A 13,800-nucleotide genomic window follows, 5' to 3' on the forward strand; every position below is an offset into this window, starting at 1 on the left:
AAGCGAACCCCGCGAGATGCTCATGCATGGCTGCTCGCGCGGATTGATCGCCGCTTCAAACAATTTTCGAAATCTCTGGAATAGACCGGGAAAAAATGGGTTCGCCCTAATACCAACCCGTTAAACACTCTGGAGTCGAAAATGAAAAAGATTGCCCTGTTCGTGATGTCCGCTGCTGTTCTTGTGTCGTCTGGCGCTTTTGCCCAAGGCCTGACGCGTGCCGAAGTGCAGCAACAACTCGTGGTAGCCGAGCAAGATGGATCGCGTCTTGTCAGCAATGCGTCGTATCCCGATGTCGCCCGGATCTATTCGAACGAAGTTGCGCAGAAAGATGGCGCGAACGCATATGGTGGCGTGGCTGCGGGAACGAGCGCGAGCTCTTCGCGGATTGCCAATGTTGGCGGCGCGAGCCATGAAGCGTGTGTTGGCCCGGTCAGCTTTTGCAACCTGTATGCGGGTTCGTGATCGATGGATGGACGGCTCGCTGTTCACGTGTGAGCCGTCTTTTCATCTGAGAAGGATGAGTTGAGGCGTGGCGTCGTTGCCGCACCAGACGATTGCGTTCTGCTTGTATTGCACGCCGAGTTGACTTGCCGCCTCAAGCGACAAACCCAGGATCAGGAAGCTTGGTTCTCCTGGCCATTGTCCTGATGGATGTTGTCCCACGCCACTGATAGACCTCAAGCCCTTGTGCGTGAGTTCTTCGGAGAGCGCTGTTTGATACCGGGCATTTTCAGCGTCACTGTTAAGGATACCCAATGGGTTTGCTGCCGTGACAAACGCGCTGCACTCCACGTTGTGTTCGAGGTGCAGGCAGGCGAGCAATGCATGACGTATGCCGATGCGCAACGTCATGGGCATATTCCCGAAGACCCGATACTCCGTTTCTTCGTAGGCGCGGATTGTACTGGTGCTGATTGATGAATGAGCGTCCACGTTCACTCCCAGTCGGGCACGCTGTCGGGCATGCTCTTCACAACCTTCGTGACAATATAGGTAAAGTATTTTTCGATGCCGATATCGTCCGTCAGTAACGAGTCGATAAACCGCTGATAGTGATCGATATCGCGCGACACCACGTGCAGCATGTAGTCCACGCCGCCGCCCGTTGCATAACAAAGAGTGACTTCGGGCGCGGCCAGCACGCGTTCCTCAAAGCGCCGCATGTCTTGCGCGGTATGTTTTGCGAGTGTCACTTCCACTACGATCCGGCTCGCCTTGATGGTGCCGACCCAGTCCAGTTCTGCGCGATACCCTTTGATGACGCCGTTTTCCTCGAGTTTGCGCACGCGTTCCCATGCGGGCGAGATTGAGAGGTTCACTTCCTCTGCGAGCCGCGATTTTGTAATTCGGCCATCGCGGGCGAGAATGCGCAGGATGGCGATGTCATAGCGGTCTAGTTTGATCACCGGGCCCGTCTGTATTGTCAGTGGTCAGTAACCCCGTGCGGTATCCACGCTGCCGGGGACCATTCCGGATAGCCGGAACTGGGCGATGTTCCCTGCGATGACGGTTGCCGCGGTATCGAAGTCAGTCGGTGCCGAAATATGCGGGAGCACGCTCACACTCGGATGGTGCCAGAAGCGTGAATCCGGTGGCAATGGTTCGGTGTCGAAGACATCGAGGACTGCATGCGTCAGGTGGCCGTTATCGAGAGCGGTGAGGAGATCGTCCGATACCACGACGGGACCGCGCGCGAAGTTAACGAGTGCCGCGCCGGGTTTCATGGCGGCAAAACGCTCCGCGTTCAGCAAACCGCGTGTTTGCGAGGTCAGAGGGACGAGGCAAACGACGATATCGCTGATGCGCAGCATTCCCGTAAGGCCATTGTTGCCTGAAAACGTTCGCACATTCGAAACCGATTTTTCGGACCGGCTCCATCCCACGACGTTAAATCCGGCGTTGACTAGCCGCGCTGCTGCGGCGGCGCCGAGCGCACCGAGCCCAAGGATCCCGACGGTAAGTGAAGACGGCTTCTTATAGGCAAGCTGATTCCATACCTGATCTCTTTGCTGGCGGACATACGTGGGCATATCGCGTTGCAGATAATAGGTCCAGGCGAGGACGGCTTCGGCCATGGTCCGAGACATTTCGGGATCGATCATGCGAACGATGGGGGGACCCTTGGCGGGAAGAGAGGAAACGAGTTGTTCGACGCCGGCCCAAAGACTTTGGATCCAGACGAGCTTGGGAAGCGCGGCGACATCTGCGGGATTTGGATTTGCAACGATAGCGATGCGAACGCGGCTACGCTGTTCGCTGTCCAGATTACGAAACAGAAGAATGCTTTCATTGGGCATGGCGGACGCGAGCGCGTCCAGATACCGGGCTTCGTAGTCGGCGCGAATGTTGGTAATCAGCGCAATGGGATCGGCCATAAGTAAAAGACGGAAATAAGAGGAGTTGCAAAGTTACCGCGAAGGTAAGACCTTGCCCGAGAGCGCTGGTGGCGAAGCGTGTGGGTAGACATGAACGAAGGGGGAGGGTTTCAACTGTCCGGGGTTTTACGCTGAGTGTTCTTTTGAAGTCCCAAGCAGATGTCAGTGCACGCTCGGGCTCCTTAAGAACTAGCGGTTGGAAGGCGTTTTCTTTGCTTCGTTTCTTTTTCGCCGTTGGAAAAAGAAATGAAGTCCCGCCACGGACAGTGGCTAACAGTGCTAAAAAAATCAGCCAGAACGAAACGCGTGAAAGCCTAAAAAGCAGGACCCACCGCCCGCCCCAAAACCGCTCCCCCAAAAAATCACCCCGCCGATTTCTCGGCCTCCATCTCGGCCATATCCTGAAACCGATCGGCGATCCTGGGATGTGCCCGCCCGCCATCGGCGGCTCCAATGGCGATCAAAATCTCATCCGGCGCGGGCGCATCGGCAATCTGAAACGTTGCCGTAATAAAGTGCGACCGCTTCCCGGTCTCCGACTTATGAATCATAGGCACAGACATAAGGGCCCCTGGCCCGGACCGAGTATTGGTAAAGCTAAGAAACGCGGTCCCATTAACTGCTTCGCGATACATATTCCCAAACCGCAGCGTATGAATAAGCGCCGACCCATGCTCGATCTCGCCATTCACGCCCACGGTAGCGGCTTTCCCATAAGCCTCCACGCGCTCAGCAGGCATGATGGCGACAAGCCGCTGCGTCATCTCCCTCCCGAGCACGGGAGCCAATCGCAATATCTCCGGCCGCAAATCTTCAACAAATCCTTTCCCTGCCCAAGGATTACGAACAATCGCCGCAACCACCACGGTAGTGATCGGCCGCTCGGCGGCGCGTCCGCCTTCAATATGCGTTTCCTCGATAAAAGTCGCGATCTTGCGAAGTCCGGTTCCGGTCACGTCCATAGCTCACTCCATTGGTTGGCGGTTCGTCATGAAAGAATCCTAACCATCCGCGCGGGCCGAATCTTCCATTGCTTCGTGGGATGAATCTTTTATTTTTCACTTCGTTATGTCGTATATTGAGATGAGACAAATGGACGCAAGTAAATGCCAGATCAATTGTCGCGGATCATGTCGCTGCGTGATGTCGCGAGCCAAATCAACTCAGACGGCGACCTCGATACACTGCTGCGCGACCTCATCCAGGCAGCATGCCGGCATGGTTCATGGGACCTGGGCTCCATCATGACGCTGGACCTGGCGCACGGTTACGCGCTCGTCACCGCGCGCTTCGAGGCGAACGTCATGCTGCGCAGTCCATCGGGTGATCGATGGGAACTCGCGACCAGTCCCGCGCTTGTTGCATTGCAGCGCTTCGAGCCGGTGTACATCCGCGATGCGCGCGAATCCACCGAATTTCCGGGCTATCGGCGCGAGGCGCTGGAGCGCGGCTATTGCACCGTGCTGATCCATCCAATGGCGAGCGTCGACGCGGAAGGCCGGCCGATGGTGCTTGCGGTTTCATCGAGGAAAGTGGTGGACGTGTCGCCCGATGATCTCGCGTTCATGTCGATCATCGTGCATCTCGGGGCTATCGCGATCGAGCGCGCGCACAGGCATCGCGCGCAGTTGGCGGCGGCGGAGCAACTGCGGCGCGTGCTCGGCGCGCAAGGGTCGCTGCTGCAGGAAGTGCTGGCGGGCGGTTCTATCGAAACGCTGACCGCCATGCTCGGCGACCTTTTGAACGCGCCCGTGCTCGTGCTCGATTTCTTCGCGAGCAGCCTGCTTGCGTCCGCATCGCCGGTGCCGAATGTTCATGACGACACTGGCTGGCGCACCATGCTCGAAGGCGCGGCGGGCCGGCAGATCCTCACCGACGTGCGCGACGCCGTGACCACGCGCCGCGCCGAAACCATCACGCTGCGCCTGAGCGAAAAGCTCTCGCTCGATGCGCGCATTGAACCGCTGATGGTGGACGACGAAGCCGTCGGCGCGCTCTTGACCTTCGATCAATCCAGTTCGAACGACCTGCAGAAATTGCTGATCGAAAGCGCGAAGTTTGCGCTGAGCGTGCAATTGATGCGCAGCGTCATCCGCTTTCGTTTCGAAACTCGTACGCTTACCGAACTGTTCTTCGAGATCGTCGAACGGCGGTGGCGCGACGAGCAGGACATGCTGCGCCGCGCGCGCAGACTCGGGCTATCGCTGGCTGCGCCCATGCGCATGCTCGTGATCGACTTTCCGGACCGCACGAACACATCGGCCGATCTATCAGTCGATGGACATCGCGCCGTCGCGCTGCTCGCTGCCCAGCAGCATGTTGCGGCGCACATCGTCACGGTTGGCGGCGCGCTCGTGTGTCTCGTGCCACAGGAAGAGGGCATCGAGCTTGATCGCGTAACGCGCCTCGCGCACCGCATTTCGGAGACGCTGGCGCGATCGGTTGGCAGCGAGCCCATTGTCGTGCTCGGCGATACATGCGAAGGACTCGAAGCGCTCGCGAAAGAATGGGAGCGTTGCTGGCGCATGATTCGCGTGGCCCGCACCTTCGGCCGGCGCGGCGCGATGACCGTGCCCGACTTCGGGCCGCTGCCAATGCTGATGGGCGCGGCGGATTCATCAGATGTACGGAGCTTTATCGACGGTGCGATTGGCCGCGTGGTCGAGCACGATAAAAAGCACAACACGGCATACCTCGAAACGCTAGCGGCCTATGTGCGCTCGGGCTGCCGCAGCCAGCATTGCGCCGACGCCATGGGCCTTCACGTCACCACGCTCAGATACCGCATGTCGCGCATCTCGGACCTGTTCGGCATTGAAGTGGAGACGCCCGAACAGCGCTTTTCGATCGAGCTTGCGCTGCAGTTGCACAGCCTGATCGACAACGCTAGTTCCTCCGCAGCGCGTCAAGAAGCGATCCCTCGAATGCGAGGGTAATTAGTCGCGATCGTCCTTCGATCCAGCGGAAGAATCATTTTTTTGCATGGCTTAACTTCTATCTCAACGTAACGACGTTCGAGGTGAAGTACATGCAAGCCGATGTCTCTGATAAACCTGTCGCCGTCGATCCCGTGGCCTTGCGCCGGGCGTTCGGCACCTTCGTGACAGGCGTGACGGTCCTGACCACGCGCGACTCGGAAGGCCGTCCGCGCGGCATGACGGCGAACTCGTTTACCTCCGTTTCGCTGGATCCGCCGCTGCTCCTCGTGTGCGTGGGAAAGGGCGCGTCGAGCGCACCGGTCTTTCAGGAGACCGATCACTTCGCCGTCAATCTGCTGCACGAGGCGCAGACGGATGTATCGAATCTCTTCGCCTCCAAATCCGCCGATAAATTCGCCGCCGTGAGCCATGACGGCGTGCACACCGGCGCGCCGGTTTTATCCGACTGCCTGACGTGGTTCGACTGCACGGTGCATGACCGCGTGGATGCGGGCGATCACACCATTCTTATCGGCCGGGTCCAGGCGTTCGGAACGAGTCCTACCGCACCGCTCGGTTTTTGCCGTGGCCGATATGCGCAGGTGAAGAACCCGTTGCCGCCGGGCTGGCTTTCGTCGCACAACATGATCGTGGGTTATCTGATCGAGGCGGAAGGGTCGTTGCTGCTCGCCAAAGATGGCAAGAACGGCTGGACTTTGCCGAGCGCGCCGCATCGGCTGGTGAATGGACGCTTGCCGATTGCCGGCGGAGAAGACCTGGAACTGCTTCCCGACGATACCTTCCTCTATTCCGTCTTCGACGCCGCCGGCAGCGATTCGGGATACCTGATCTATCGCGCGCGCCTGGCGCTGCCGCGCGCCGCGTGCGAGATCCCGGAGAACTTCGGCTTTTTCCCGCTCGACCAGCTTCCCTACGACGACATCCCGACGCCCGAAATCCGCGGCATGTTGAAGCGCTACGTGCATGAAAGCGCGGGCGGCCGCTTTGGCATCTACATGGATTCACACGATGGCGGCCGCATTGCGATGGTCAGCGCCGCGCAGCCACGGCTGCAGCAACCGCAACTCTGAACAAGGACCAAGGACAGATGAAAACGACAGTCGAAAGTTTGCAAGGGTCGAGACAGAATCTATTCATCGATGGCGAGTTCACGCCGCCGCGCAGCGGCCAGTACGTGCCGAGCTACGACCCGACGACAGCCGAACCCTGGTATCAGTTCGCGCAGGCCAATAGCGACGACGTGGATGTTGCCGTGCGTTCCGCGCAAGCCGCATTGAAGAACCCGGCATGGCGCCGGATCACGCAAACGGATCGCGGCAAGCTCGTGCGCCGTCTCGCCGAACTCGTGCTCGCCAACGCCGACGAACTCGCGATGATCGAATGCCGCGACAACGGCAAGCTCATCAAGGAAATGCGCGCGCAGATGCGGGCCATCCCCGATTCGTACCAGTACTTCGCCGGCATGGCCGACAAGCTGCAGGGCGACACCATCCCCGTCAACAAGCTCGACACGCTCAACTTCAACCTGCGCGAGCCCATAGGCGTGGTCGGCATGATCATTCCGTGGAACTCGCCGCTGATGATGCTCACTGGCACGCTCGCGCCGTGTCTCGCGATCGGTAACACGGTGGTCGTGAAGCCTTCCGAACACGCAACCGCATCGACGCTTGCGCTTGCCGAACTGGCAATCGAAGCGGGCATTCCGCCGGGCGTGTTCAACGTCGTGACCGGCGATGGCGTCACCACCGGCGACGCCCTTACGCGTCATCCGGGGATCGCGAAGTTCGTGTTCACGGGCAGCACCATGACCGGCCGCAAGATTGCGGGCAACGCGGCGCAGAACCTCGTGCCCTGCCAGATGGAACTGGGCGGAAAGTCGCCGCACGTGGTGTTCTCGGACGTGGATGTGGAGCGCGCGGTGAACGGCGTTGTATCGGGCGTATTTGCGGCGGCGGGGCAGACGTGCGTGGCGGGTTCGCGCTGCTTCGTGGAAGCGCCCATCTACGAGCGCTTTGTGGAGGCGCTGGTCGAGCGCACGCGGCGGGTGAAGGTAGGCCATCCCATGGCCGACGATACCGACATTGGGCCGCTCGCGTTGGCAAGCCAGCTCGACAAGGTCGAAGGTTATGTTGCTTCCGGCGTGCACGAAGGCGCGAAGATCGCGGTCGGCGGACGCAAGCCGAAGGACTCGGCTTTATCGAAGGGATGGTATTTCGAACCCACTGTGATGACGCAGGCGCGCAATGAAATGCGCTTCATGCAGGAGGAGATATTTGGGCCGGTCGTGGGCGTCGTGCCGTTCAACACGGAAGAAGAACTCATCGCGCTCGCCAACGATACGGAATACGGCCTCGCCTCCGGCATCTGGACGCAGAACATCGACCGCGCGCTGCGTTTTGCCCGCGATGTTGAAGCCGGTACGGTCTGGATCAATACGTATCGGTCGGCCGCATATATGTCCGCGAATGGCGGCACGAAACGAAGCGGTTACGGACGCCGTGGCGGCTTTGAAGTGATGCGCGAATTCTCGCGCGTGAAGAACGTGGTGATCGACTATTCGGGCGCAATGCAGGACCCGTTCGTTATCCGCCTGCGCTGAATGAGAAGTCGAACCCGCTGTGCTTGCTGACAAAATCCAAAAGAGACCCATCATGAAATTTGCCATCTCACTGAGCATGGAGCGTTTTTCGCCGAAGGACTCCATGTCCACGGCCATGTCGAACATGCTTGCGCTTGCCCGCATTGCCGACGAAGGCGGCTTCGAAACGCTCTGGACCGCCGAGCATCACACCATCGAATGCACGATCTCGCCGAATCCGTTTTCCATCCTGACGTGGCTTTCGCAGCACACGCAGCGCATCCGGCTCGGCACCGCGACACTGGTCGCGCCGTACTGGTCGCCAATCCGTCTTGCCGGCGAAGCCGCCATGTGCGATCACCTCACCGGCGGCCGCCTCGAATTCGGGATTGCGCGCGGCGCGTATCAGTATGAATTCGATCGCATGGCAGGCGGCATTCCGCAGCAGGAAGGCGTGGCGTATCTGAAAGAGATCGTGCCGGCCGTGCAGAAGCTTTGGGCAGGCGACTACGCACACGATGGCCACTACTGGAAGTTTCCGCTGGCGACCTCGGTGCCCAAGCCGCTGCAGCAACCGCACCCGCCAATCTGGGTTGCAACGCGCGATCCCGGCAGTTTCGACTGGGCAGTGAGCGTAGGCGCAAACATCTTGTCCACGCCATTGTCTGCGCCGCCCGCGGAAGTCGCCGTGCTTGGCGAGAAGTTCCGCAAGGCTGTTGCCGATCATCCTGAACGGCCGCGTCCGCGTTTCATGATGTTGCGGCGCACATGCGTCTACGATCGGCCCGAGGACTGGCAAACCGCTGTGCGGCATAGCGTCGATTTTGGCCGCACGTTCGAGAACCTGATGCAGAACATTGGCACCGTGACCGATGGTTTCCCCGAGCCCGTGCCTTACGAAACGGTGGCGAACCGCGCGAATTACGATCCGGCGAATATTCGCGACAACCTGATGTTCGGAACGCCGGACGAAGTCATTCGCAAGCTGCAGATTTACGAGGATCAAGGCGTGGATCAGTTCTGTCTCGGCCTCTCGTTCAACCTGCCGTTCGAACTCCAGGTGAAGACGCTGCGTCTTTTCATCGATGAAGTCATGCCGCATTTTGCTGCGCGCGACCGCCAGCGCGAATTGTCGCGCGAGCGCAGCGTTGCCGCGGCGGGAGCCTGAACCATGGACGCCGCGTGTAGTTCAACAATGTTCGATGGCCGTGGCATCACGCTGAATTACCGGCTCGAGGGCGAGGGCTCGCGACCGCTGGTCTGCATCCACGGCGTGGGCTCGAATCTTGAAGCGTGGGAAGGCATTGTTGCGAGATTGCGGGACACGTTCCGCGTCCTGACGCTCGATTTGCGCGGCCACGGACGTTCGTCGCTGGTGAAAGGGCGCTACGAGATCGATGATTTTGTCGGTGACGTCCTTGCGCTCGCCGATCATGTCGGCTTCGATAAGTTCGATCTCGCGGGTTTCTCGCTCGGCGGCCTGATCGCGCAGCGCGTTGCACTGACGCATCCCGAACGTTTGAAGAGGCTCGTGTTGTTATCGACCGTTTCAGGGCGCACGCCGGAAGAACGCGAGCGCGTCGCGGTGCGGCTCGCGGCGCTGCAATCCGGCGACCGCGGATCGCATTACGACGCCTCGCTTTCGCGCTGGCTCACCGAAGGCTTCCAGCAGCGCAACCCCGAGCTTGTCGCGCGCTTGCGGCAGCGCAACGCCGAGAACGATCCCGATTGTTATGCCGCCGCCTATCGGGTTCTGGCGCAGACGGATTTCGGCGGGTTTATCGATCAGATCGGCGTGCCGACCTTGATTGCGACCGGCGAAGAAGACCAGGGATCGAATCCGCGAATGGCGCAGTTCATGCATCAATGCATTACCGGCTCGCAACTTGAAATCCTGCCCGGCCTGCGTCACTCGATCCTGATCGAAGCGCCAGAGGTGGTTGCCGCAATGATGCGCCGTTTTCTGGCGAGCGATGATCGGGAGGCGCGGCCATGATCGTGGAAGAGCGAATCTACCGGATCAGGAACGGCAGGATGGGCCGATACCTGCAACTCGTGCGCGACGAGGGTCTTGCGATCCAGCAGCCGATCCTGGGCCACCTGATCGGCTACTTCACAACGGACATTGGCCCGCTCAGCCAGGTCACGCACTTGTGGGCCTACGCCGACCTGAACGAGCGCGCGCGTCGCCGTCAGCAGCTTGCCGACGACCCCAGATGGCAGGAATTCCTGCCGAGGCTCTCAGAGAACATCGAGCAGGCGGAAAACAGGATTCTGGTGCCGACCGACTTTTCACCGTTGCGGCGCCTGCCCGTTTCCGCCGGCTCATCAGAGGAGAAGATGCTATGACCGAGCGCTTGAAGATCGAGCACTTGTACAAGGTGTTCACGGACAAGCCCGAGAAGGCGCTGGCCATGCTCAAGGCTGGCAAGAGCAAGTCGGAGGTGCAGGAAACGCTGGGTCACGTGGTTGGGCTCGACGACGTTTCGCTGAGCGTTCCCTCCGGCGCGATGTACATGATCATGGGCCTGTCCGGCTCGGGCAAGTCGACGCTCGCGCGCTGTATCAACCGGCTGAACGAACCGAGCGCCGGCAAGATCCTGCTCGACGATCAGGACATCTGCACGCTCGACGAAGCCGGTCTTCGCGACGTGCGCCGCAACCGCATATCGATGGTGTTCCAGCACTTCGCGCTGCTGCCGAACCGGCGCGTGATCGAGAACGTCGAATTCGGGTTGAAGCTGCGTGGCATGTCCGCCGCCGAGCGCCGCAAGCGCGCCGAGGAAGTGCTGAACGTAGTGGGACTTGCGCGCTGGGGTTATCACATGCCGCACGAACTCAGCGGCGGGATGCGTCAGCGCGTGGGCCTCGCGCGAGCGCTCGCCACCGACGCCGACGTGCTCATCATGGACGAAGCGTTCAGCGCGCTCGACCCGCTGATCCGCACCGAGATGCAGGACGAATTGCTGCGCCTTCAGCGCACGTTGAACAAGACCATTTTGTTCATCACGCACGACTTCCAGGAAGCGCTGAAACTGGGCACGCGCATCGCGATCATGTCCGAGGGCAAGCTGGTTCGCGAAGGCACGCCGCAGTCCATCGTGCTCGAACCCGGCAGCGAGTACGTCGCCGCTTTCACGCGCGAGGTCGATCGCGGCAGATTGTTCGATGCCGGTTCGGTCATGACATCGCTCTCGGCGATCCTGCGCGGCCCGAACGGCATTCTCATGGGCGACGCGTCCGGCCAGCCGGGCCCGGGCTTCATGCTCGACGCCGACGAACGCATCCTCGGCACCGTGACCGCCTCGGAAATCGAGCACGCACGCGGCGGCGGCGCCATGCCCCGGCCCGATACGCACTTCATGTGCGTGCCCGCGGCCACCAAGCTCGTCGATGTCGCCGGCAGTTATCAAAAGGACAATAACGGCGGCCCTATCGGCGTTATCGATGACACCGGCCGGTTGATCGGCCGTCTGGAAGCAGGGCAGATTCTTGCCCGCATTGGCGCTGCGGGCGCCATGGGAGCACGCCATGTTTAAAGCCGACGATCTTGCAGTGTTGCCAATAGGCGACTGGATCCAGCACGGCGTCCAATGGATCGCGCTGAACCTGCGGCCCATGTTTCTCGTCATCAAGTGGCCGGTCGAGCGCTTGCTGACTTTCAACGACACCGTACTCCACGCCATTCCGTTTCCGCTCATGCTCGTGCTGATGTTCCTGCTTGCATGGCGGCTCGCGAGCATGGGCGTGGCGATCTTCAGTGTCGTGGGACTCGTCCTCATTGCTTCCATGGGCGTCTGGGCGCAGGCCATCACCACGCTTTCGCTGATCGCGACGGCCATTGTGTTCTGCGCGCTGATCGGCATACCTATCGGCATCTGGTGCGCGCGCAGCGACCGCGTCTGGCGCATCGTGCGGCCCGTGCTCGACATCATGCAGACCACGCCGACGTTCGTGTATCTCGTGCCCGTGGTGATGCTGTTTGGCGTTGGCACCGTGCCGGGCGAAGTCGCTGTGGTGACCACCGCCATGCCGCCGCTCATCCGCTTCACGCACCTCGGAATTCGCATGGTCGAGCATGAAATCGTGGAAGCGGGTCTCGCGTTCGGCGCGGATCGCCGGCAGCTTTTGTGGGAAGTGCAATTGCCGCTCGCCATTCCGACCATCCTCGGCGGTCTCAACCAGACCGTGCTCACCGCCATGGTGATGTCGGTCGTGATCGCGATGATCGGCGCCGAAGGTCTTGGTCTTGTCGTGCTTCAGGGATTGGGCCGTCTCGATGTTGGACAGGCGGCGATTGGCGGTATCGCCATCGTGCTGCTCGCAATGATGCTCGACCGCATCACGCAGAAGCTCGCGCAGTCGAAGGGCGGGACACGCAGCGCGCTGCTGCCGGTTCTCATGCGGTTTGTGCGCGGTGAGCGCGTGCCGAGAAGCCCGGAAGCCGACGCACCGCGAGAAGCCAAGAAAGCGTTGTGAATCTGGAAATCAGGAAAAATGAGGCAAGACCCAGGCGCGTCCGGCCCGAGCCGGATGATCGAACGATCACGATATAGGACAAGTTGATGAGACCATTTGCATGGGCAGGACGGGCGCTCGCAGTCGCGGCGGTAGTGGGTTTGACATCGGCGAGCGTGGGCGCATTCGCCGACACGCTGCCGGGCAACGGCAAGACCATTCGCTACGCGCAAAGCGATAGCCTGGGCGGCAACTACGTCGCCGCTCAGATCGTGATGAAAGCCATGAAGGCGCTCGGCTACGACGTGAAACTCAGCACCATGAACACCACGCTGTTCTTCCAGGCCGCGGCGCAGGGCGACGTGGACCTCGCCACCGACGTGAATTTTCCCCAGCGCGAACCCGGTTTCCGGGCGGTGGAAAAGCAGGCGGAGATCGTGGGCGGCGGGTTGATCGTGGGTGGCGGCATCAATGGGTATCTCATCGATAAAAAGACCGCGCTCGCGCACAACATCACGAGTCTCGAGCAGATGAAAGACCCGAAGATCGCCGGGCTTTTTGGCAGCGATGGGAAGGCGGAACTCATCAGTTGCGATCCGGGCTGGAGTTGCGGCGACGTGGTGGACTACCAGATCGACAAGTTCGGCCTGAAGCAGACGGTGCATGCCGTGCGTGGCAAATACGAAGCCCTGATGGTCGATGCCGTCACGCGCATCAAGGACGGCAAGCCGGCGTTTTTCTACGCCTGGAACCCGTCGTGGACCACAAACGCGCTGGTTCCGGGCAAGGACGTTGTCTGGCTGCCGACGCCCGCCGACGCGCTGCCGCCGAATGTGCCGAACAAGGCGTCGGCACTGGTGAACGGCGTGGAGGGATGCGCGGGCGGGGCGAATCCCTGCCGCATGGCGATGTCGTCGTGGAACTGGGGATCGGTGGGGAACAAGGAGTTCATTGCCGCGAACCCGGCGGTGAAGACGTTGATCGAGCAGATCAAGTTTCCGGTGAAGACATGGTCGGGCTGGGAGTACGCGATCAGCAAGAACGGTGGTTCGTCGCCGCTCATCAACAAGCTCGCCGATGAATGGATGGCGGCGAACAAACCGCAATTCGATCAGTGGGTGGCTACGGCCAGCAAGGTGCATTGAGCGCCTTTTAAGGCTGGCGGGAAATGGAAAAGGGCTCAGCGAAAGCTGAGCCCTTTTTGTCTTTGGTAGGCCGTACGGGATTCGAACCTGTGACCAACGGATTAAAAGTCCGCTGCTCTACCAGCTGAGCTAACGACCCAAAGAGCCGAAATTATAGTCACGGCGGCCGGTAGTTGTCAACGGCGCGTAAAAATCCGTCGCCTCTCGAAACAAAGAAAGAGCAAGGAAAAAGCCCGGAAAAACAAAGAAAAAGCCCGTAGCAACAACGCTACGGGCTCCTTCACGAGAGGCGCGAATTCAGG

Annotated in this window: 14 protein-coding genes and 1 tRNA gene; 10 read left to right on the forward strand and 5 right to left on the reverse strand. The window is 60.5% G+C overall.

Annotation, left to right across the window (positions count from 1 at the left end; all coding sequences use genetic code 11):
- Positions 1-141: 141 nt before the first annotated feature.
- Complete coding sequence (locus tag AWB64_RS24320; protein WP_060857998.1) at positions 142-465, forward strand: DUF4148 domain-containing protein; 324 nt, start codon at positions 142-144, stop codon at positions 463-465.
- A 42-nt stretch (positions 466-507) separates the two neighbouring features.
- Here AWB64_RS24320 and AWB64_RS24325 read toward each other — a convergent pair whose 3' ends face one another.
- The 4 genes from AWB64_RS24325 to AWB64_RS24340 form a co-directional block, all read right to left on the reverse strand.
- Complete coding sequence (locus tag AWB64_RS24325; protein ID WP_244164194.1) at positions 508-855, reverse strand: DUF3293 domain-containing protein; 348 nt, start codon at positions 853-855, stop codon at positions 508-510.
- A gap of 83 nt (positions 856-938) precedes the next feature.
- Positions 939-1,406: an Lrp/AsnC family transcriptional regulator gene (locus AWB64_RS24330; protein ID WP_062876909.1), complete on the reverse strand. Its 468-nt coding sequence runs from the start codon at positions 1,404-1,406 to the stop codon at positions 939-941.
- Between the two features lie 27 nt (positions 1,407-1,433).
- Entirely contained in the window at positions 1,434-2,378 is a 945-nt protein-coding gene (locus tag AWB64_RS24335) for a 2-hydroxyacid dehydrogenase (protein WP_060858001.1), read from the reverse strand.
- A 362-nt stretch (positions 2,379-2,740) separates the two neighbouring features.
- On the reverse strand, positions 2,741-3,340 hold the full coding sequence (locus AWB64_RS24340; protein WP_060858002.1) for an amino acid synthesis family protein: 600 nt from the start codon (positions 3,338-3,340) through the stop codon (positions 2,741-2,743).
- 144 nt (positions 3,341-3,484) lie between these two features.
- Between AWB64_RS24340 and AWB64_RS24345 the strand changes: the two genes are divergently transcribed.
- The 9 genes from AWB64_RS24345 to proX all read left to right on the forward strand — a co-directional run bounded on the left by AWB64_RS24345 (position 3,485) and on the right by proX (position 13,498).
- Positions 3,485-5,314, forward strand: a complete 1,830-nt coding sequence (locus tag AWB64_RS24345; RefSeq protein ID WP_060858003.1) for a helix-turn-helix domain-containing protein — start codon at positions 3,485-3,487, stop codon at positions 5,312-5,314.
- Between the two features lie 92 nt (positions 5,315-5,406).
- Positions 5,407-6,387: a flavin reductase family protein gene (locus AWB64_RS24350; RefSeq protein WP_060858004.1), complete on the forward strand. Its 981-nt coding sequence runs from the start codon at positions 5,407-5,409 to the stop codon at positions 6,385-6,387.
- Positions 6,388-6,404: 17 nt separating this feature from the next.
- Entirely contained in the window at positions 6,405-7,916 is a 1,512-nt protein-coding gene (locus AWB64_RS24355; protein ID WP_060858005.1) for an aldehyde dehydrogenase, read from the forward strand.
- Between the two features lie 52 nt (positions 7,917-7,968).
- On the forward strand, positions 7,969-9,063 hold the full coding sequence (locus AWB64_RS24360) for an LLM class flavin-dependent oxidoreductase (RefSeq protein WP_060858006.1): 1,095 nt from the start codon (positions 7,969-7,971) through the stop codon (positions 9,061-9,063).
- A gap of 3 nt (positions 9,064-9,066) precedes the next feature.
- Positions 9,067-9,891, forward strand: coding sequence for an alpha/beta fold hydrolase (locus AWB64_RS24365; protein ID WP_060858007.1), 825 nt, complete (start codon positions 9,067-9,069; stop codon positions 9,889-9,891).
- Positions 9,888-10,244, forward strand: a complete 357-nt coding sequence (locus AWB64_RS24370) for an NIPSNAP family protein (protein WP_060858008.1) — start codon at positions 9,888-9,890, stop codon at positions 10,242-10,244. Before AWB64_RS24365 ends, AWB64_RS24370 begins: the two co-directional genes overlap by 4 nt.
- The gene (locus tag AWB64_RS24375) at positions 10,241-11,434 is read left to right on the forward strand and encodes a quaternary amine ABC transporter ATP-binding protein (protein ID WP_060858009.1); all 1,194 of its coding nucleotides are present in this window, start codon (positions 10,241-10,243) and stop codon (positions 11,432-11,434) included. Before AWB64_RS24370 ends, AWB64_RS24375 begins: the two co-directional genes overlap by 4 nt.
- The gene (locus AWB64_RS24380) at positions 11,427-12,374 is read left to right on the forward strand and encodes an ABC transporter permease (RefSeq protein ID WP_060858010.1); all 948 of its coding nucleotides are present in this window, start codon (positions 11,427-11,429) and stop codon (positions 12,372-12,374) included. The genes AWB64_RS24375 and AWB64_RS24380 overlap by 8 nt, the downstream gene beginning before the upstream one ends.
- An 86-nt stretch (positions 12,375-12,460) precedes the next feature.
- On the forward strand, positions 12,461-13,498 hold the full coding sequence (proX, locus tag AWB64_RS24385) for a glycine betaine/L-proline ABC transporter substrate-binding protein ProX (RefSeq protein ID WP_060858011.1): 1,038 nt from the start codon (positions 12,461-12,463) through the stop codon (positions 13,496-13,498).
- 63 nt (positions 13,499-13,561) lie between these two features.
- On the opposite strand, the gene AWB64_RS24390 is transcribed toward proX, so the two are convergent.
- A tRNA-Lys gene (locus AWB64_RS24390) sits at positions 13,562-13,637 on the reverse strand.
- Positions 13,638-13,800: the final 163 nt, after the last annotated feature.

It is taken from the genome of Caballeronia sordidicola, assembly GCF_001544455.2.
GTDB lineage: Bacteria > Pseudomonadota > Gammaproteobacteria > Burkholderiales > Burkholderiaceae > Caballeronia > Caballeronia sordidicola.

Bases quoted from the DNA above. Each gene is read 5' to 3' on its own strand.
- AWB64_RS24340 (WP_060858002.1), bottom strand. From the start codon at position 3,340: ATGGACGTGACCGGAACCGGACTTCGCAAGATCGCGACTTTTATCGAG.
- AWB64_RS24350 (WP_060858004.1), top strand. From the start codon at position 5,407: ATGCAAGCCGATGTCTCTGATAAACCTGTCGCCGTCGATCCCGTGGCC.
- AWB64_RS24335 (WP_060858001.1), bottom strand. From the start codon at position 2,378: ATGGCCGATCCCATTGCGCTGATTACCAACATTCGCGCCGACTACGAA.
- AWB64_RS24320 (WP_060857998.1), top strand. From the start codon at position 142: ATGAAAAAGATTGCCCTGTTCGTGATGTCCGCTGCTGTTCTTGTGTCG.
- AWB64_RS24370 (WP_060858008.1), top strand. From the start codon at position 9,888: ATGATCGTGGAAGAGCGAATCTACCGGATCAGGAACGGCAGGATGGGC.
- AWB64_RS24325 (WP_244164194.1), bottom strand. From the start codon at position 855: ATGACGTTGCGCATCGGCATACGTCATGCATTGCTCGCCTGCCTGCAC.
- proX (WP_060858011.1), top strand. From the start codon at position 12,461: ATGAGACCATTTGCATGGGCAGGACGGGCGCTCGCAGTCGCGGCGGTA.
- AWB64_RS24355 (WP_060858005.1), top strand. From the start codon at position 6,405: ATGAAAACGACAGTCGAAAGTTTGCAAGGGTCGAGACAGAATCTATTC.
- AWB64_RS24345 (WP_060858003.1), top strand. From the start codon at position 3,485: ATGCCAGATCAATTGTCGCGGATCATGTCGCTGCGTGATGTCGCGAGC.
- AWB64_RS24375 (WP_060858009.1), top strand. From the start codon at position 10,241: ATGACCGAGCGCTTGAAGATCGAGCACTTGTACAAGGTGTTCACGGAC.
- AWB64_RS24365 (WP_060858007.1), top strand. From the start codon at position 9,067: ATGGACGCCGCGTGTAGTTCAACAATGTTCGATGGCCGTGGCATCACG.
- AWB64_RS24360 (WP_060858006.1), top strand. From the start codon at position 7,969: ATGAAATTTGCCATCTCACTGAGCATGGAGCGTTTTTCGCCGAAGGAC.
- AWB64_RS24380 (WP_060858010.1), top strand. From the start codon at position 11,427: ATGTTTAAAGCCGACGATCTTGCAGTGTTGCCAATAGGCGACTGGATC.